The sequence below is a fragment of the Saccharothrix sp. ALI-22-I genome (assembly GCF_001984175.1).
Taxonomy (GTDB): Bacteria; Actinomycetota; Actinomycetes; order Mycobacteriales; family Pseudonocardiaceae; genus Actinosynnema.
Map to the genome: position 1 here is coordinate 1 of NZ_MTQP01000055.1, position 16,515 is coordinate 16,515.

20 protein-coding genes are annotated in these 16,515 nt (G+C 70.8%); 13 read left to right on the top strand and 7 right to left on the bottom strand.

Annotation, left to right across the window (positions count from 1 at the left end; all coding sequences use genetic code 11):
- Nucleotides 1-4: 4 nt before the first annotated feature.
- The 3 genes from ALI22I_RS55585 to ALI22I_RS14290 all read left to right on the top strand — a co-directional run bounded on the left by ALI22I_RS55585 (nt 5) and on the right by ALI22I_RS14290 (nt 1,950).
- A complete protein-coding gene (locus ALI22I_RS55585) occupies nt 5-124 on the top strand; it encodes an AbfB domain-containing protein (RefSeq protein ID WP_443216939.1) in 120 nt (39 codons plus the stop codon).
- Nucleotides 125-219: 95 nt separating this feature from the next.
- Nucleotides 220-1,467, top strand: coding sequence for an ABC transporter substrate-binding protein (locus ALI22I_RS14285; RefSeq protein ID WP_077005983.1), 1,248 nt, complete (start codon nt 220-222; stop codon nt 1,465-1,467).
- 66 nt (nt 1,468-1,533) lie between these two features.
- On the top strand, nt 1,534-1,950 hold the full coding sequence (locus ALI22I_RS14290) for an RbsD/FucU domain-containing protein (RefSeq protein ID WP_077005984.1): 417 nt from the start codon (nt 1,534-1,536) through the stop codon (nt 1,948-1,950).
- A gap of 47 nt (nt 1,951-1,997) precedes the next feature.
- Here the strand turns inward: ALI22I_RS14290 and ALI22I_RS14295 are convergent, their stop codons facing one another.
- Both ALI22I_RS14295 and ALI22I_RS14300 read right to left on the bottom strand, forming a co-directional pair.
- Complete coding sequence (locus tag ALI22I_RS14295; protein WP_077005985.1) at nt 1,998-2,225, bottom strand: hypothetical protein; 228 nt, start codon at nt 2,223-2,225, stop codon at nt 1,998-2,000.
- A gap of 32 nt (nt 2,226-2,257) precedes the next feature.
- Entirely contained in the window at nt 2,258-2,419 is a 162-nt protein-coding gene (locus ALI22I_RS14300) for a hypothetical protein (protein WP_179118230.1), read from the bottom strand.
- A gap of 196 nt (nt 2,420-2,615) precedes the next feature.
- Here ALI22I_RS14300 and ALI22I_RS14305 point away from each other — a divergent pair, with 196 nt between their 5' ends.
- Nucleotides 2,616-3,047 (top strand): Hsp20 family protein, encoded by a 432-nt coding sequence (locus tag ALI22I_RS14305; RefSeq protein ID WP_077005987.1) that lies wholly within the window; start codon nt 2,616-2,618, stop codon nt 3,045-3,047.
- Between the two features lie 89 nt (nt 3,048-3,136).
- Nucleotides 3,137-3,346: a DUF2795 domain-containing protein gene (locus tag ALI22I_RS14310; protein ID WP_077005988.1), complete on the top strand. Its 210-nt coding sequence runs from the start codon at nt 3,137-3,139 to the stop codon at nt 3,344-3,346.
- Between the two features lie 282 nt (nt 3,347-3,628).
- Here the strand turns inward: ALI22I_RS14310 and ALI22I_RS14315 are convergent, their stop codons facing one another.
- Complete coding sequence (locus tag ALI22I_RS14315) at nt 3,629-4,729, bottom strand: glycosyltransferase family 9 protein (protein ID WP_077005989.1); 1,101 nt, start codon at nt 4,727-4,729, stop codon at nt 3,629-3,631.
- Between the two features lie 160 nt (nt 4,730-4,889).
- Here ALI22I_RS14315 and rfaE2 point away from each other — a divergent pair, with 160 nt between their 5' ends.
- The gene (gene rfaE2, locus ALI22I_RS14320) at nt 4,890-6,359 is read left to right on the top strand and encodes a D-glycero-beta-D-manno-heptose 1-phosphate adenylyltransferase (protein ID WP_077005990.1); all 1,470 of its coding nucleotides are present in this window, start codon (nt 4,890-4,892) and stop codon (nt 6,357-6,359) included.
- 107 nt (nt 6,360-6,466) lie between these two features.
- On the top strand, nt 6,467-6,712 hold the full coding sequence (locus ALI22I_RS14325) for a hypothetical protein (RefSeq protein WP_077005991.1): 246 nt from the start codon (nt 6,467-6,469) through the stop codon (nt 6,710-6,712).
- 252 nt (nt 6,713-6,964) lie between these two features.
- Here ALI22I_RS14325 and ALI22I_RS14330 read toward each other — a convergent pair whose 3' ends face one another.
- Nucleotides 6,965-7,627 carry a VOC family protein gene (locus ALI22I_RS14330; RefSeq protein ID WP_077005992.1) on the bottom strand — a complete coding sequence of 221 codons (663 nt, stop codon included), beginning with the start codon at nt 7,625-7,627 and terminating at the stop codon, nt 6,965-6,967.
- A 134-nt stretch (nt 7,628-7,761) separates the two neighbouring features.
- The gene (locus ALI22I_RS14335) at nt 7,762-8,871 is read right to left on the bottom strand and encodes an NAD(P)/FAD-dependent oxidoreductase (RefSeq protein ID WP_077005993.1); all 1,110 of its coding nucleotides are present in this window, start codon (nt 8,869-8,871) and stop codon (nt 7,762-7,764) included.
- A 185-nt stretch (nt 8,872-9,056) separates the two neighbouring features.
- On the opposite strand from ALI22I_RS14335, the gene ALI22I_RS14340 reads away from it, so the two are divergent.
- Entirely contained in the window at nt 9,057-9,851 is a 795-nt protein-coding gene (locus tag ALI22I_RS14340; RefSeq protein ID WP_077005994.1) for an IclR family transcriptional regulator domain-containing protein, read from the top strand.
- Between the two features lie 58 nt (nt 9,852-9,909).
- Here the strand turns inward: ALI22I_RS14340 and ALI22I_RS14345 are convergent, their stop codons facing one another.
- Entirely contained in the window at nt 9,910-10,269 is a 360-nt protein-coding gene (locus tag ALI22I_RS14345) for a zinc-binding dehydrogenase (protein ID WP_202970966.1), read from the bottom strand.
- Between the two features lie 13 nt (nt 10,270-10,282).
- Here ALI22I_RS14345 and ALI22I_RS14350 point away from each other — a divergent pair, with 13 nt between their 5' ends.
- The 5 genes from ALI22I_RS14350 to ALI22I_RS14370 all read left to right on the top strand — a co-directional run bounded on the left by ALI22I_RS14350 (nt 10,283) and on the right by ALI22I_RS14370 (nt 16,089).
- Complete coding sequence (locus ALI22I_RS14350) at nt 10,283-10,525, top strand: hypothetical protein (RefSeq protein ID WP_202970967.1); 243 nt, start codon at nt 10,283-10,285, stop codon at nt 10,523-10,525.
- A gap of 392 nt (nt 10,526-10,917) precedes the next feature.
- Entirely contained in the window at nt 10,918-14,403 is a 3,486-nt protein-coding gene (locus ALI22I_RS14355; RefSeq protein ID WP_143532197.1) for a S8 family serine peptidase, read from the top strand.
- Between the two features lie 136 nt (nt 14,404-14,539).
- On the top strand, nt 14,540-15,253 hold the full coding sequence (locus ALI22I_RS14360) for a DUF4386 family protein (RefSeq protein ID WP_077005997.1): 714 nt from the start codon (nt 14,540-14,542) through the stop codon (nt 15,251-15,253).
- A 102-nt stretch (nt 15,254-15,355) separates the two neighbouring features.
- Complete coding sequence (gene msrA / locus ALI22I_RS14365) at nt 15,356-15,859, top strand: peptide-methionine (S)-S-oxide reductase MsrA (protein WP_077005998.1); 504 nt, start codon at nt 15,356-15,358, stop codon at nt 15,857-15,859.
- Nucleotides 15,838-16,089: a hypothetical protein gene (locus tag ALI22I_RS14370; RefSeq protein WP_238598356.1), complete on the top strand. Its 252-nt coding sequence runs from the start codon at nt 15,838-15,840 to the stop codon at nt 16,087-16,089. The genes msrA and ALI22I_RS14370 overlap by 22 nt, the downstream gene beginning before the upstream one ends.
- Here ALI22I_RS14370 and tnpA read toward each other — a convergent pair.
- A complete protein-coding gene (gene tnpA / locus ALI22I_RS14375) occupies nt 16,086-16,484 on the bottom strand; it encodes an IS200/IS605 family transposase (RefSeq protein WP_077006000.1) in 399 nt (132 codons plus the stop codon). The two genes, ALI22I_RS14370 and tnpA, sit on opposite strands and share 4 nt — an antisense overlap.
- Between the last annotated feature and the right edge of the window lie 31 nt (nt 16,485-16,515).

Here is a 16,515-nt window from a genome sequence, read left to right on the forward strand (position 1 = left end):
GGACGTGTCGTTCGAGTCGCAGAACGTCCCCGGCCGGTACATCCGCCACAACGGGACGACCGTCAACCTCACCACCACACCCGACACCGTCGCCCGCGCCGACGCGACCTTCATCCTGGAGTGACGTCCCAAAGTGACACCGCCCCGATCACCGCGCCCAGTGAGAGGAACTCCATGACGTCGACCAAGCGGACACCACGTGTGCGTCGCAGGTGTGCGATGGTCGCCATCGCCGCTGTCGTCGGCCTGATCGGGGCGGTCGGGTGCGGCACGGCCGACACCGGTTCGGCCGGCCGTGTGGTCCGGTTGTCGTTCTGGAGCGGTTACGCCGGTCCGGTCCCGGAGGCGTTCGAGACCATCGTGGCCGAGTTCAACGCGGACAACCCGGACGTCCGGGTCGAGATGAACTTCATGCCCTGGGACGTCTTCTTCGGCAAGCTGCTGCCGGCGTACGGCTCCGGGGGCGGTCCGGACCTCGCCGCCTTCGACAGCACGCACCTGGCCCAGTACGCGAAGAAGGGCGTGCTGGCCCCGGTGGACGACTGGTTCGAGTCCGACCCGGCGTCGAACGTCCTCGTCACGGCCGCCACGGAGGCCGTCACGTACGACGACACCAAGTACGCCGTGCCGATGACGTTCAGCAGCCTCAAGCTGTTCTACAACCGCGCGATGTTCGTGGAGGCCGGTCTCGACCCGGACCGGCCGCCCACCACGTGGGACGAGTGGCGGAACGCGATGGTCAAGTTGACCAAGGACGAGGATCGCGACGGCACGCCCGAACAGCACGGCATGGCGCTGCCCGACCACGACGCGATCCCGGTGTGGCCGATCCTGTTGTGGGGCAACGGCGGGGACGTGCTGGAACCCGACGGCTCGAAGTCCGCGCTCACCCGCCCGGAGACGATCCACGCGGTCCGGAGCTGGATCGACCTCGTGCACAAGAAGAAGGTCTCACCGGTCGGCCTCACGGGTGCGGACGCGGACGAGCTGTTCCAGACCGGCAAGGCCGCGATGACGATCGCCGGCCCGTGGGTGACCACCGGTCTGGACGGCGTCGACTTCGACGTCGCACCGGTTCCGTCCGGCCCCACTCGGCAGGCGACCTTGGGTTCGACCACTTCCGTCGCGCTCAACGCCAAGGTGACCCCGGAGAAGAAGCAGGCCGCGCACCGGTTCCTGTCCTACTGGGTCAGCGAGGAGGCCCAGGAGAACTGGATGAAGGGCTCCGGTCACCCATCGATCCGCGTCGACCAGAACGCGTTGGCGGACAACCCGTTCGTCGCCGAGTTCGCCGCGGACGCGCGCATCGCGCAGCCGCTCATGCCCGGCGTGGTCGAGTTCGACAAGATCTACAACGACGTGTTCGAGTCCGTGATCCAGGACATCGGTGCCGGCGAGGTCGGCGTGGACGAGGGCTTGGCGAACGCGGCCCGCCGGACGGACGAGATCCTCGCCGGGTCACGATGAGCACCGAATCACGATGAGCCCCGGACACCCGGGTTCCACCGTCATCACATCGAGAGGTCGTCAGAAGTGCTGCGCTACCCCTTGCTGCACCCGCCGCTGCTCCACGCCCTGGCCACGGCAGGCCACGGGTCGAAGGTCCTGATCGCGGACTCCAACTACGCGCACCGCACCAACGTCCACCACCGGGCCGAGGTGATCCACCTCAACCTGCGCCCCGGCCTGGTCACGGTGGACGAGGTGCTGGAACCGGTGCTGTCGGCGATCCCGGTCGAGGCCGTGCACACCATGCGGCCGGACGACGGGAGCACCCCGGAGGTCTGGACGGACTACGCCCGCCTCCTCGGCCCGGACCTGCCGTTGCAGCCGTTGGCGCGCCAGGACTTCTACACGGCGTGCCGGGAGCCCGAGCTCGCGGTCTGCGTGGCCACCGGCGACGGCCGGCTCTACGCGAACCTGCTGCTGACCGTCGGTTTCGTGGCCTGACCTGTCGGCTCCGACCCGCACGGACCACGTGCGGGTCGGAGCCGGTCTCACCGCCGTGCGGACTCCGTGGACAGCCACTCCGCGACCAGGTCGGCGATGATGGCTCCACCCCGGTCGCTGAGGTGGATGTGGTCCACCAACAGGTCGAGGCCGTTGCCCCGGGCCACCTCGTCCCAGTCCCGCCCGAACAGGTAGTGCTCGGACGCCGCGCCGAACGCCGGCGCGAAACCGAACCCGAACGGCGTCGGCTCCGTGCGCTGACCCCGCCGGTCCACCGGTTGGTTTTCGCGGCCGTTACCGCTGCTGTTTACCGGGTTTCGTCGGTCGGTGTGATCTCGTCGTCCGTCGGCGACTCGGGGTCGCGCCACTCCTCGGCCCGACTGGGGCCGTTGCCGCGCAGGGTTCCTTGCAGTTCGTGCTTGAGTTCGTCGTCCTTGAGCGGGCCGTGCTTGCTGCTCTCGCGGTGCATGGGCGGGTCCTCCTCCATGCTCCTCGGGGATCTCGGTACTTGCCCGGATGGAGTACCCGTGGGCGGTTCGGCCGAATCACGCTCGGCGGCGGACGCCGTCGTGGACGCAGTGCGTTCACCCGTTCGCCGGAGAGTGAGCCTCCGTGGCCAGGGTACTTCCCAGTGAGACGTCCGGCTAAACGGAAAGGGTGACGTCGTGGTCGAGCGGCTGACGGTGCGGCGGCGGAATCCTTGCCCGGGCACGGAGTCCGGCCCGGGGACGGACCCGGTGGGCGAGATGGACGTGTGGTGGGACCGGATAGGCAAGACGTTGGGGCGGGAGTGGGACCTGACCACCGCCGACGACCGCCCGCTGTTCGTGGACGTCGCGGTGACCGAGCAGGCCTACTTCTTCGCCACGCTGCTGGAGGACGTGCGCCGCGAGGACGTCCGGGTGGAGATCCGCGACCACGACGTGCGTCCCGACGGCACACCGGTCAGACGCGACCGCGTCGGCATCACGGTCCGCCCGACCAAGTCCCTGCGCACTTTCTACTACTGCGCGACCGTCCCGGCCCTGGTGGACGTCGAGCGGATCGACGCCTGGCTGCTCGACGGCATGGTCATCGTCCGCGTGCCGATCTGGTAGGTCGGGGGCCGGGTCGTGTTGTTGTCGCGCGGCGTTTTGCGGCCCTGGTCGCGGGTATCGCACCGACAGCCGAGAGAACTGGAGGAGCCATGGCCTCGACGCTGACTCGGGATCACCTGAAGGAGTGCCTGAAAGAGATCGACTACCCCGCGAGCAAGGAAGACCTGGTCGACGCGGCGATCCGCAAGAGCGATGGCCTTGCGCTCAAGGCGCTGCGGGCCATCCCGCCGGCCGACTACGCGAACCTCGCCGAGGTGTTCGGCGCGGTCAAGTTCGAGGACGACAACAAGCCCGGGTAACGGGACGGCGTCTTCCACCGATGCCGCCGATGCGTCGGACATGCCGGGGAGCACGTCGAGGCCTACCGTGGGGACTCGCCGGTCCGGCTGGGTCCTCGACGTCCCCCGAGGAGGTCATCGACCGATGATGAAGCTCCGGGTCGCTGTCGTGGTGGACAGCGATACATTCGGCGGCGCGGAGGCGTGGTGGCGCAGCTGACCAGGCAGAGGGCCTGGATCTGCTGCTGGAGTCCGTGCGTCACCTGATAGTGGAGGGGTGGCCACTGAGGGTGCTCATCACGGTCAGGCGTCGGTCGTGCCGATCAGCTCCAGCACGTCGTCGCGCACCGGCCCCACCCGCACGTCGGTCAGGAACGACACGTCGTGCGGGCAACGCGGCGCGTCGAGGCCGCTGCAGTCCGCGCCGCACACCGGGCACGCCACCGTGGTGGACACGTGCACCCGGTGCCGTGCCCGGACGAACGGCGCCGCCGTGATCACGTTGCCGATCCAGAACACGCTCACCGTCGGCGTGCCGACCGCCTGCGCCAGGTGACGGGGTCCGCTGTCGTTGGCCAGCAGCACGGCACTGCGCGACAGCACGCCCAGCACACCGGACAACGCCAGCCGCCCGGCCAGCGAGCGGATCGCCGAACGCCGCCCACGAGCCGCCCGCACCACCTCGTCCGCGAGCTCGCCATCGCCCGGCGAACCGAGCACCACCGCACTCGCGCCCGCCGACACCGCCTCGCCCACGACCTCCCCGAATCGAGAAGTGGGCCACCGTCGTCGTGGATCGCGCGCACCGGGGTGCACGGCGAGCACCGGCGGCTCCAGCCCCTCCAGTGCGGCATCCGCGGCGGCCAGGTCGGTCTCGGTCACGTCGAGGGCGGGTAGTCGCCGGGTCGGCGCCGCGCCCGCCTGCCCGACCACCTCCAACGTCCGGAACACCTCGTGCTGGTACAGCTGGTACGGGATGCTCCGGTCCAGCCGCTCGACCCCGTCGGTGTGCGAACCGACCGTGCACCGCGCCCCGAGCCGTCGCACGAACGGGTTGGACCAGCGCCCACCGCCGTGCAGCTGAACGGCGAGGTCGAACCGGCTCTGCCGGGCCCACGAGAAGAACCGCTCCTCCGCGACGGGGTCGGCGGGCGTGTCGGAGGGCTCGTACACCCCCTTGGCCACCGGCAGCACCCGCACCTCGCTCACCGGACCGGGACGGTCCCGGAACAGCTCCTCGTGCGCCTCCGTGCCGAGCAGCACGATGCCGGCGTCCGGATATGCGTCCGACAGCGACCCGATCGCGGGAAGCGTGGAGACCATGTCGCCGATCCCGCCGCCGCGCAGCACCGCGATGCGACGCACGTCGGGTAGCACCTCGCCCAGCGGGCCGAATTCCTCCACCGCACAACCCTTCCGCCCGCCGACCGGTTCTCCCCGTTCCAAGTACCCGCTCTGCCGCCGGGCATCCCCGTCGTTTGCCGGGGTACCGCTCGGGTATCGCCTCAGGTAGCCGGAACCGCGAGCCGCGCTCCGCGCTCCGACCGGAAAGGACAGACGGGACATGACCGGTGAGCGTCACACCCTCACACCGGAGCTGCCGCACCGGCTGGCCGAGGCGGGACCCGAGGTCGTCGTGATCGGGGACGCGATCCTCGACGAGTGGCTGCACGGTGAATGCCACCGGCTGTGCCGGGAGGCGCCCGCCCCGGTCGTGGACGTCAAGGTTCACCGCAACACAGCCGGTGGCGCGGCGAACACGGCCCGCAACCTGGCCGCTCTCGGTGCACGAGTGCGGTTCGTGTCGGTGGTCGGTGAGGACGACGCGGGCTCGACCGTGCTGGACATGTTGGACACGGCAGGCGTGGACACCAGCGGCGTGGTCCGGGACGCGCACCGCAGGACCACCACCAAGCAACGCGTGGTGGCGGGGGAGCAGGTGCTGGTCCGCATCGACGAGGGCGAACACCGTCCGCTGGACGACCTGACCCAGCGTCGTGTCGTGGACGCCCTGCTTGCCGCCGTCGTCGGTTGCGACGCCGTGCTGGTCTGCGACTACCGCGCCGAAGTGCTCGGCCCAGTCGCCCACCGGGCCCTGCTCGACCTCCGCGCGGACCTCCCGTTGCTCCTGGTCGACGCGCACGACCTGTCCCGCTGGGCGGCCGCGGAACCGGACATCGTCACCCCCAGCGCACTGGAGGCGGAGGCGCTGCTCGGCACTCGATTGGGTGAAAACCGGGCCGCCGCCGTCGACCGGCACCGCGCGGAGCTGCGCGCGGCCACCGGCGCTCGGCACGTCGTCGTCACCCTCGACCGGGACGGTGCCGTGCTGCTGCCGGGGGACCAGCCGTCGCACCGCACGTGGGCGCGGCCGGCACCGGAGAACCGCGCCTGCGGCGCCGGTGACACGTTCATGGCCGCGCTGGCGGTCGGCGCGTCGGTCGGCCTGCCGCTCCAGACCGCGGTGGAACTGGCGCAGACGGCGGCCGACGTCGTCGTGCACGAGCCGGGCACCACGGTGTGCGACACGGACCGGCTCGCCGACCGCCTCGGGCGCTACCGCGACTGCGCCCTGCCGGTCGAGGAGCTGGTGCGACGGGCCGAGGAACACCGCGCGGCCGGCAGGCGGATCGTGTTCACCAACGGCTGCTTCGACGTCCTGCACCGCGGCCACGTCGCCTACCTCAACCAGGCCAAGGACCTGGGTGACGTCCTGGTTGTCGCGGTGAACAGCGACGACAGCGTCCGCAGGCTCAAAGGCTCCGACCGCCCGGTGAACCCCGCCGTCGACCGCGCCGCCGTCCTCGCCGCCCTGAGCTGCGTGGACCACGTGACCGTGTTCGACGACGAGACCCCGATCAGGCTGCTGGAGCTGGTGCGCCCCGAGGTCTACGCCAAGGGCGGTGACTACACCCGCGACATGCTCGCCGAGACCCCCGTGGTGGAGGCGGCGGGTGGGCACGTCCGCATCCTCGACTACGTGCCCGACCACTCCACCTCGGGCGTGATCGAACGCATCCGCGCCGGAACGTAGGCGGACGACCCCGTGAGCGCGGACGAACTGCTGGAACACAAGGGGCGCATACCGCGGCGCAAGTGCCGCTTGGAAGAGCGCCGGATGACTTGAGTGGAGGTCCGATCATGAACCGCGAAGACGACAGCCGGGGGACCAAGCACGTGCGCATGCCCGTCCCGCCCGGCGGCGACGCGGACCGCCACCCCGGCAGCCCGCGCATCGGCAGGCCCGACCCCGACCCGGACCCGTCGGAAGGAACCGAGAGCAGCGGCCTCCCCCACGCCGGCCGTCGCCACGAGGTCGAGGACGACGAGCAGTTGCCGGGCGAATGGCAGCAACACCGGGAGATCAAGCCGCCCGAGGAACACTGACCCCCGCCACCTCCACTCGACCCGGTGGCGGCGCCGGCGGTCGGCGTGCACAGGCTGCCGTGCACGCCGATCGCCGCCACTTCCAGCCTGCCGAGCGCTGATGTCCGGGTGCTGGCGGTGCGGGGAGCAGGGGCGCTGTGCCGTCCGGTTCGGCGTTGGCCTTTCGCGGGGAGGTCGGAGCCGTTGGCGTCCCGGAGCCGTTGGCGTCAGCGAAGAACAGTTTTGTCCTTTCCGGCCGCGTCAGCCGCCCGGTCAGCCGTGGTCCACCCACGTGGCCACGTCGACCTCGTTGCCCTCGGCGTCGGCGAGGGTCCACCACCCGGGCGCGTGCGCGTCGCTGACCAGCCGGCCACCGGCCGCGAGCGCCGCCGCGATCCGCGCCTCGGCCCGGTCGTGCGGTACCCAGACGTCGACGTGGATGCGGTTGCGCTGGGGGCGTGGCGCGTCCATCCGCTGAAACCACAGGTTCGCGCCACGGCCGAGCGGGTCGACCAGGTCCTCCGGGCTGTCACCGCGGTCGACGTACCCGAGCACGGCACGCCAGAACGGCATCACCTCGGGGGCGACGAGCGCGTCGATCGAGATCTGGACGGTCTGCACGGCGGACGGGTCGGCGGCGACACCCAGCCCGCGTGCGACCGCCGAGATCCGCCGGGCCGACTGGAGATCGCGCTCGGTCAGCCCCCAGTAGTCGTCCGCGGTCGTGATCAGCCGCACGTACACGCCCTCGCGCCGCACGTCGACGTCGGGCTGGTGGTCGTCCACCCCGGCCGACTCCCCGATCGCCGCCACCAGCCGCGCACCGGCCGCGAACGACCCGGTGCGGAAGTACGCGCACGCCCCTTCACCCAGCACGCGCCAGTCCTCGACACCGTCGGCCTCGTGGAACTGCCGCGGCGAGATCCGTTCAGTCATGCACGCCAACGTACTGCCGGCCGGTCGTTGGACTGCCCGGATGGAAAGGGCGTGCGGGGACCGGACCTCTCCTCTTTGCCCCAGGCGATTCTCCGGCGTGACGGCCCTCGCCTCGCGCCACGTGCGCTACTCGGTCAGAGGCGTTCGAATCGGAACGCGGCCAAGGCGTCGCTCTGGTCCTCGCCCAGTGCCTCGGCCGCCACCAGGTCGCCGGCGTGCACGCTCAGGGTCGCGCCGCTGTGCGACACGGCGAAGTGGAAGTTGGGCAGGTCGACCACCCGTCCCAGGACCGGCAGGCCGTCGCCGGGGATGGGGCGTTCACCCACCCGGACGCTCTCCACGGTCGCGGACCGCATCCCCGGGTAGAGCGCACGGCCCGCTTCGACCACCCGGTCGACCACCGACTGGTCCACGCTGATCTCACCGGTGTCGGACACGTGGGCCGCGTCGTCGACGTCAGGGGTGTGCAGCAGCAGCCGTCCGGCGCCGTCCGGGCGCAGGTGGACGTGCGGTGCGTGGACGACACGGGACACCGAGACCGCGACCGGCGAGGTGTAGATGAGCACACCGAGGGTGTTGCGCATCGGCAGGGCCAGCCCGGCGAGTTCGGCGATTCGGGCGGCCTGTGGCCCCGCGCAGTTGACCACCGCGTCCACGGAGAGCCGCCGCCCCGAGGCGAGCCGAACAGCGCGCACGACGCCCGCGGTCACCTCAAGGTCGGTGACCGCGTCATCGCGAACCAGCTCGGCACCGCGGGAGACCGCGCCGGAGAGCAGGTGACCGATCAGCCGGGTCGGCTCGATCCACCCTTCGCGCGGGAAGTAGGCGATCTCGTCCGCCGGCAGCCCGCCGGGGTTCATGTCGGGTTCGAGGTCCAGCACCTCCGCCCGGCTGAGCCAACGCGCCTCGTACCCGTAGTCCAGGACGCCGGCGACCTTCTTGCGCAGCTCCTGGCGCCCGGCGTCGTCGGCGGCCCACTCCAGGTTGCCGCCCTCGTGGTACCAGTCGCCGTGGGGCACCTCCGCCGCCAGCCGCCGGTGCGCCTCCATGCTCACGACACTGAAATCGTGGTACGCCCGCGGCTGCTTACCGCAGGAGTTGGTCCACGAGAACGTCGCCCCGGAAGTCCCGCCCGCCGGCGCGCCCGCGTCCACGACGGTGACCCGCGCACCCCGCCGCGTCAGCGAGGCGGCCACCGCCGCACCGTAGACCCCGGCACCGACGACGACGACATGCTCCACCATGCTGACCCCGGCTTCCGTTGTCTCGCAAGGACACATCCACGATCTTCGGAGATACCGCTGGATACACCCGAGTCGCGGAAGCCGTCAACCGGCACTCGGTTCAGCGAGTCGGGCGGGAAGCCGTTGGGCGTCAGTACACTCGGCCAGGTGTGCGCGATGCGCACGCCCTGGGACTCGGAGGGGGAATGGTCGAACCGCCGATCGGGCGACGTGAGGACCACGGACCGCACTTCGTGCAGTCGGTGGCGCGGGCGCTGGCCGTCATGCGCTCCTTCACCGCGGCCCGGCCCAGGCAGACCCTCGCCCAGGTCGCGCGGGAGACCGGGCTGGACCGCGCGACCGCGCGCCGGCTGCTGCTCACCCTCGCGGACCTGGGTTACGTGGCGGGCGACTCCCGGGGGTTCGAGCTGACCCCGCGCGTCCTCGAACTCGGCTACGCCTACCTGTCCGGCCTGTCGTTGCCCGAGATCGTGTACCCGCACCTGCGCAAACTCGCCGGCGAGCTGAACGAGACCGCCGCGCTGGCCGTGCTGGACGGCGACGAGATCGTGTACGTCGCACTCGTGCCCAGCACCCGACTGGCCACCGTGCGGATCAACATCGGCACCCGGTTCAAGGCCTACGCCACGTCGATGGGCCGGGTGCTGCTCGCGGGCCTGTCGCCGGCGGAACTGGACGTCTCCCTCTCCAGCCTGCACCTGGAGACCCGCACCGACCGGACGGTCCGCACGGTGGACATGCTCCGCGAGGAGATCGACAAGGCCAGGGCGCAAGGCTGGGCGCTGGTCGACTCCGAGCTGGAGCACGGCCTGCGCGGCGCCGCCGCACCGGTCCGCGACCGGGCGGGCCGGGTCGTCGCGGCGGCGAACGTATCGGTGCACGCGGGCCGCACCACGCCGGAACTCGTGGAACGCGAGTACGTGCCCGCGATCCTGCGCACGGTCCGCATGATCGAGGCCGACATGATGGGCCTGCACTGACCGGCTCAGGCTTATCGCATCATGCTGACCGGCCCGCGCCGACCCAGGCCCGCATCGGCTACGCGGTGACGTCGATCCAGCACTTGCCTGCGGTAGAACGCACTGCGGCGAACGCGTCGGCCGTCGCGGAGAGCGGGAATCCCGGCCTCAGCACCCGGTGTGGGGCGACCGTGCCGTCCTCCAGCGCCGCGATGCTGCCCGCGAAGTCGCCCGGGTGGTCGTAGATCAGCGAGCCGACGAGCTTGAGCTGCCGGTAGACGATCGTCCACAACGTCAGGTCCAACGGCTGCGCGCTGATCCCGATCAGCACCGCCGTGCCGCCGGCCGTGAGCCGGGAGAGCGCGGGCGGCAGGGCGGCGGGCACGCCGGAGGTCTCGAACACGAAGTCCACGTCCTGCACCGCGTCATCGGCGACCACCGACGGGCTGTGCGTGCTCGGGCTGAGGTTCACCGACGACCGGCAGTCACCGCCGGAGCGGTTCGAGACACTGCGGCGGACGCTGGGCGAGGCGTTCGAGGGCATCGAGATCGACTCGTCCCCCGGCAACCCGCACGGCATCCAGCAGCACGCGCACTCGGTGCTGACGGTCGACCTCGTCGACGAGCCCGGACACCCCACCCGGGAAGCGCTGGACCGGGTCCTCACTTTCCTCGGGACACGCCTCAAGTCGTGACCTGCTCCTGCGCCGGCAGCTTCAACACGCCGGCGGCGTGCCCGATCCACGCGGTCAGGTACCGGTCCGCGTCGATGTCACCGGGTGTGTGCCCGATGAGGGCGTTCAGCAGCGGGTGGTAGGTCAGCGATGCGATGAGAACGCTCGACGTCGCTTGGGGATCGGGGACGTCCAGGTCCTGCTCGGCGATCCAGGCGGCGAACCGTTGCCTGCCACACTTGCCGGGTCAGTCGAGCGGCGGGTGCCGACATCGCCGCCGGGCAGGTCACAAACCGGATCCGAGTACACACCACCGGTCGGTGTGAAGATCCGTTTCGTGCGGAGGTGCAACCTCTGAGTGTCCTCGGGAGTCTCCCCCGGTGGAAAGCGCATTCACTTCTGGGGGAGGACACGTGCGTCAAGCACGATGGGTGGTGGTCGCCGCGTTGACCGCCGGGCTGGTGAGCCCGGTGGCGGCGCAGGCGGCCCCGGCGGTCCAGGAACAGGGCCAAGGGCAAGGCCAAGGGCCGCTCCGGGCCATTACGTTGATCACCGGTGACAAGGTGATGGTGGACGAGCAGGGTGCGCTGGTCGGCGTCGAAGGGCGGCCGGGCGCGCAGTTCGTCCGGTACGTCCAGGAAGACCACCAGTACGTCGTACCCGAGGACGCCCTCGACGACCTGGCGCAGGACCGGCTCGACAAGCGGTTCTTCGACGTCACCGCGATGAACGACTTCGGCTACGACGACACGAAGATCGACCGGATTCCGCTGCTCACCAACGGGTTGCGCGCCTCGGCCGCCATCCCGAAGGCCGAGGCCGCACAGCGGTGGGCGCAACGCCAGGTGGGCGTGCAGAGCGCGGACAAGATCTGGCTCGACGGCAAGGCCAGGATCACGCTCGACCAGAGCGTGCCGATGGTCGACGCGCCGGGCGCGTGGCAGGCCGGGTTCGACGGCAGCGGCGTCACCGTGGCCGTGTTGGACACCGGCTACGACCAGGAGCACCCGGAGCTCAAGGACGTCGTGGTGGCGGCCCAGGACTTCACCGGCGAGGGCGTCGTCCAGGACAGCGTCGGCCACGGCACGCACGTCGCGGCCACCGTCGCCGGGCACGGCGCGTACACCGGTGTCGCCAAGGGCGCGAAGCTCGCCATCGGACGGGTCTGCGGCACGTGGGAGTGCCCGGAGAGCGCGGTCATCGCGGGCATGGAGTGGGCCGCCCGCGAGGTCAAGGCCAAGGTCGTCAACATGAGCCTCGGCGGTGACCAGAGCGACGGGTCCGACCCGTTGTCGCAGGCCGTGGACCGGCTCACGGCCGAGACCGGCACGTTGTTCGTGGTGGCGGCGGGCAACGCCTACACCTTCCGCAAGGTGTCGTCGCCGGCTGCGGCGAACGAAGCGCTGGCGGTCGCGAACCTCACCAAGCAGGGGGCGCTCGCCGAGTCGTCCTCACGCGGGCCGAGGTTCGGCGACTACGCGGTCAAGCCCGACATCGCCGCGCCCGGCACGGACATCGTGGCGGCGCGCGCGAAGGGCACGTTGCCGGACGAGGCGGTCGACGAGCTGCACGCGAGGCTCACCGGCACCTCGATGGCCGCGCCGCACGTGGCGGGCGCGGCCGCGATCCTGGCCCAGCGCAACCCCACGTGGACCGCGCGGGAGCTGAAGGCGCACCTGATGGCGTCGGTCAAGCCGGTCGCGGACACGTCGGCAAACGTCGGCACGGGCTTGCTGGACGCGCGGCGCGCGGTCGAGCAGCAGAACGTGCGCGCGGACGTCGGCAGCCTCTCGTTCGGGCTCGTGGCATGGCCGCACACCGCGGTGCACGAGAAGACGATCACCTACCGCAACGACGGCGACCAGCCCGTCACGCTGCAACTCCAGCACGACCTCGGCGCCGATTTCACCGTGCCGTCGAGTGTCACGGTGCCCGCGCACGGCACCGCGCCGGTCGTCGTGCAGCTCGACCCGCGCAAGGGCCTCGGCACGTTCTTCGGGCACGTCAAGGCGACCGCGGAGGGCGTCAGCCTGATCACGTCGGTCGGCGCGTACGTGCAGGAGGAGCGCTACACGCTCACCGTCAAGATGACCGGACGGGACGGCAAGGCGCCGCTCAGCGGGTACGCGCTGCTCGTCGACCTGAAGACCGGCGAGTCCAGCGCGCTCAACGCGAACGCCGAGGGCGTCGGCACGGTCCGGCTGCCGGTCTCCGACTACGCCGTGCTCACCCGCATCAACGAGTACTCCCGGCTGGCGGGCTGGTACACGCCGGTCTCGGTCACCCAGGCCGCGGGCAAGGTGTCGATGACCAAGGACGTCGACGTCGAGCTGAACGCGAAGGACGGCAAGCCGATCACGATCGCGCTCGACGACGGCGCGGTGCGACCGCTGCACCGCGAGATCGACCTGAGCGTGCCCAGGTTGCCGAGCAAGCACGGCGGCGTCAGCGGTTCGATCGAGGGCTCCACGCCGGTGTACGCCTTGCCGTTCGGCGACCCGCTGCCGGAGCTGGACTACTCGACCACGCTCAAGGCCGCGCAGCCGCGGGTGTCGGTGGGCGAGTTCGGTTTCCCGGTGCGCTACACCGACTCCAGCCCGTTCCTCCCGCCGGGCGCGCACAAGTGGCGCACGGCAGCGCGCGACGGTGACGTCAAGGGTGCGCTCGTGGTCGTCGACTCCGGCGACGAAGACCTCTACACGCTGGCGCAGCAGCTGAAGGACGCCGGGGCCGCGGCCGTGCTGCTGCTCGGGCCGCAACCGTTCGGGGGCCCGCCGCAGACCGCGCTGCCGGTGCTGTCCGCGTCCGACCACGGCGCGGTGGAACTGGTGAAGCAGCTCGGCCGCGAGGTCACGATCAACGCGATCGACTCCTCGCCGATCAGCTACAACCTGTTCTACCCCGAACGCGGCACGCTCCCGTCCGGGAAGACGTACCAGGTGAAGAAGGGCGAGCTGGCCGAGGTCAAGGTCCGCTACCGCTCGTCCGGCGCGGACGGCCTGGTCCGCCAGCGCCTGTACCCGATGCTCGACGGCACCGCGGCGGGTCGCATGGCCGTCCTGCTGGACGAGGCGCTGGTCGCGCCCGTCGCCCGCTCCGAGTACTACAGCGCGGGCAACGGCATCGGCTGGTACCAGGAGGGCTTCATCGGCCGCATGTTCGGCGAGGACGCGCGGGACCCGCTGGTCGGCGTCTGGTCGGACCTCGCGCCCGTCACGTTCCAGCCCGGCAAGCAGTACCGGCGTGACTGGGGCGCCGCGGTCGCCGCGCCGCGGCTCAACGGCACCAGCATGGTGCAGTGGGCGCTCGGCGGCGGTGTGACCCGCAGCGGCAACGGCATCCAGGCCGAGGTCTCGCCGTTCGCGACGGCCACCGCGGTCGAGTCGTGGGTGGCCACCGCTTCCGGCAGCATGGAGCTCAAGCGCGACGGCGTCTCGCTCGGCACCGCGTACAGCCCGTGGGAGGGCTGGTGGGAGGCACCGGCCGAGCCGGGCCGCTACGAGCTGTCACTCAACGCGACCCGCAGCGCGCCGCAGCTGGAGCTGTCGTCGGACGTGTCCTCGACGTGGGGCTTCACGAGTGCCGCCACGGCGGAGGGCAAGCTGCCGCTGTTGCAGGTGGACTACGACATCCCGCTCGACATCCGCAACAGCGCCCGGGCCGGGGTGCCGCTGCCGGTGAGGTTCACCGTCGCGCGGCAGGCCGGGGCGGGCACGGCGACCGTGCGTGAGCTGAAGGCTTTCGCGTCGTTCGACCAGGGCGCCACCTGGGTGCCGTTCAAGTCCGTCGTGCCCCGTGGCGGGAAGCCCGGCGGCTACGTCTCGCTCCGAGTCGTCGCCTCCGACACCGAGGGCAACACGATCGACCAGACGGTCCTGAAGGCCTACCGCCTCAGGTGACCATCTCAGGGGGACCGTGGCCGGCACCCGGCCGCGGTCCCCTTGTGGTGTCACAAGCTGCCGGATGCCCTGGTGGGGTCCACCATGGAGCCGCCACCACGCACCGGATCGACCGCTGCACGAGGAGGAGGCGACCATGCTCAACCCGACTGACTCCCGCAACTTCCACCGCACGTTCCAGGCGCTGGCCCTGATCGTGGGGCCGCTGCTGCTGCTGGCCGGGGTCCTGATCGACGCTGCGGTGTTCACCGGGGACAGCGCCGCCGAGCGGCTGCCCCAGATCCGCGAGAACGGCGGCCTCTACCTCACCTCGTCCTGGCTGTTCCTGCTCGCCGGCCTGGTGCTCGTGCCCGGCATCGTGGGTCTGATCCACGTGCTGCACGGGGCCCGCATCACCGTGGGCGAGGTCGGCGGCTGGCTGATGCTGCTGGGCATCATCCTCACCATCGGCTTCTTCGTGGCCAGCATGTTCGAATACACGCTGGCGAACAGCACGGCGGTGCCGGAGGGCACCGCGGTCGCGTTGCTCAACGAGTTCGACAACAGCCCGGCCGGCTTCCTGGTCTTCATCGCGTTCGCGGCGGGTATCGGACTGGGCGCCATCCTGCTGGCCATCGGCGCCTGGCGGCACGGCCTCCTGCCGGTGTGGGCCGCCATCGCGCTCGCGCTCGTCGGGCCGCTGGCCATGGTGCCGGAGGACTGGGGGCCCGTGGGCGCGCTGTCGATCGTGCTGCTGCTGATCGGCTTCGGCATGGCCGGGCTGCGCATGCTGCGCATGCCCGACACCCAGTTCGAGAAGTGGGAGCCGATGCCGGTGGTCAGTCGCACGGCTACCCCCGGACCCGCGTGAAATGCCTGGTCGCGGGGCACAGCCGCGGCGCGGGATGATGCGGGGCCGCGCGAACGTTTGGTTGAGTGGGTATCAACCAGACTTGAGGAGCGGAGCGACCACATGGCTACGGTGACCGAGAGGGCTGTCCTCGCGGGCGGTTGTTTCTGGGGCATGCAGGACCTGTTCCGCCGGCACCCGGGCGTCGTCTCGACCCGGGTGGGTTACACGGGCGGTGACGTCCCCAACGCCACCTACCGCAACCACGGCACCCACGCCGAGGCGATCGAGATCGTCTTCGACCCGGCGCAGCTGAGCTACCGGCAGGTCCTGGAGTTCTTCTTCCAGGTCCACGACCCGACGACGCGCAACCGCCAGGGCAACGACATCGGCACCAGCTACCGCTCGGCGATCTTCTACGACACCGACGAGCAGAAGCAGGTCGCGGAGGCGACGATCGCCGACGTGGACGCGTCCGGCAAGTGGCCGGGCCCGGTCGTCACCGAGGTCGCCCACGCCGGTGACTTCTGGGAGGCCGAGCCGGAGCACCAGGACTACCTGGAGCGCTACCCGAACGGGTACACCTGCCACTACGTCCGGCCGGAATGGCAGCTCGGCGAGCGTTGAGCACGACGGTCGAGATCGTGGCGCTGCACGTCTCGCCCGTGCACGCCTACGACGGACGGCCCGGCGACGGGCCGCGACCTGATCCGGAGCCGGTCTCCCGCGATCACGTCGTGGTCCGGGCCGGTCTCGGCCTGGTGGGCGACCGCTACTCGAATGCGTGCCAGTGCGCCGGGCTTCAGTCGGTGGTGAAGGCCCGCGCGGGAGGTCGGTCACGGCCGGGCGTGTCCTAGGCGGGACGGTTCTGCTGTTCGATGTACTGGCGCAGCACGCTGGTCGGTGCTCCACCGACCGATCCGGCGAAGTAGGACCCAGACCACAGTCGTTGTGCCCGCCAGTAGTGGCGGGCCAGTTCGGGGAACTCCTGTCGCATCCTGCGGGACGAGACGCCCTTGAGGCTGTTGACCAGTTTCGGGACGGCGACCTTGGGTGGGAAGTTGACCAGCAGGTGCACGTGGTCGGCCTCGCCGTTCAACTCGACCAGCTCGCACTCGAAGTCTGCGCACACCGCCCGCATGATCTCCTCCAGCCGGGCCAGGTGCCGATCGCCGAACACCTCGCGCCGATACTTCGTCATGAACACCAAGTGTGCGTGAAGCGCGGAGACACAGTGTCGACCAGCACGAATACCTCATGATCGGCCATGAGACCAACCCTAA

What these genes read in the sequence shown, in the direction of transcription:
- msrA (WP_077005998.1), top strand. Translation starts at nt 15,356, where the DNA reads ATGGCTACGGTGACCGAGAGGGCTGTCCTCGCGGGCGGTTGTTTCTGG.
- rfaE2 (WP_077005990.1), top strand. Translation starts at nt 4,890, where the DNA reads ATGACCGGTGAGCGTCACACCCTCACACCGGAGCTGCCGCACCGGCTG.
- ALI22I_RS14330 (WP_077005992.1), bottom strand. Translation starts at nt 7,627, where the DNA reads ATGACTGAACGGATCTCGCCGCGGCAGTTCCACGAGGCCGACGGTGTC.
- ALI22I_RS14325 (WP_077005991.1), top strand. Translation starts at nt 6,467, where the DNA reads ATGAACCGCGAAGACGACAGCCGGGGGACCAAGCACGTGCGCATGCCC.
- ALI22I_RS14310 (WP_077005988.1), top strand. Translation starts at nt 3,137, where the DNA reads ATGGCCTCGACGCTGACTCGGGATCACCTGAAGGAGTGCCTGAAAGAG.
- ALI22I_RS14340 (WP_077005994.1), top strand. Translation starts at nt 9,057, where the DNA reads ATGGTCGAACCGCCGATCGGGCGACGTGAGGACCACGGACCGCACTTC.
- ALI22I_RS14335 (WP_077005993.1), bottom strand. Translation starts at nt 8,871, where the DNA reads ATGGTGGAGCATGTCGTCGTCGTCGGTGCCGGGGTCTACGGTGCGGCG.
- ALI22I_RS14370 (WP_238598356.1), top strand. Translation starts at nt 15,838, where the DNA reads ATGGCAGCTCGGCGAGCGTTGAGCACGACGGTCGAGATCGTGGCGCTG.
- ALI22I_RS14300 (WP_179118230.1), bottom strand. Translation starts at nt 2,419, where the DNA reads ATGCACCGCGAGAGCAGCAAGCACGGCCCGCTCAAGGACGACGAACTC.
- ALI22I_RS14285 (WP_077005983.1), top strand. Translation starts at nt 220, where the DNA reads ATGGTCGCCATCGCCGCTGTCGTCGGCCTGATCGGGGCGGTCGGGTGC.
- ALI22I_RS14360 (WP_077005997.1), top strand. Translation starts at nt 14,540, where the DNA reads ATGCTCAACCCGACTGACTCCCGCAACTTCCACCGCACGTTCCAGGCG.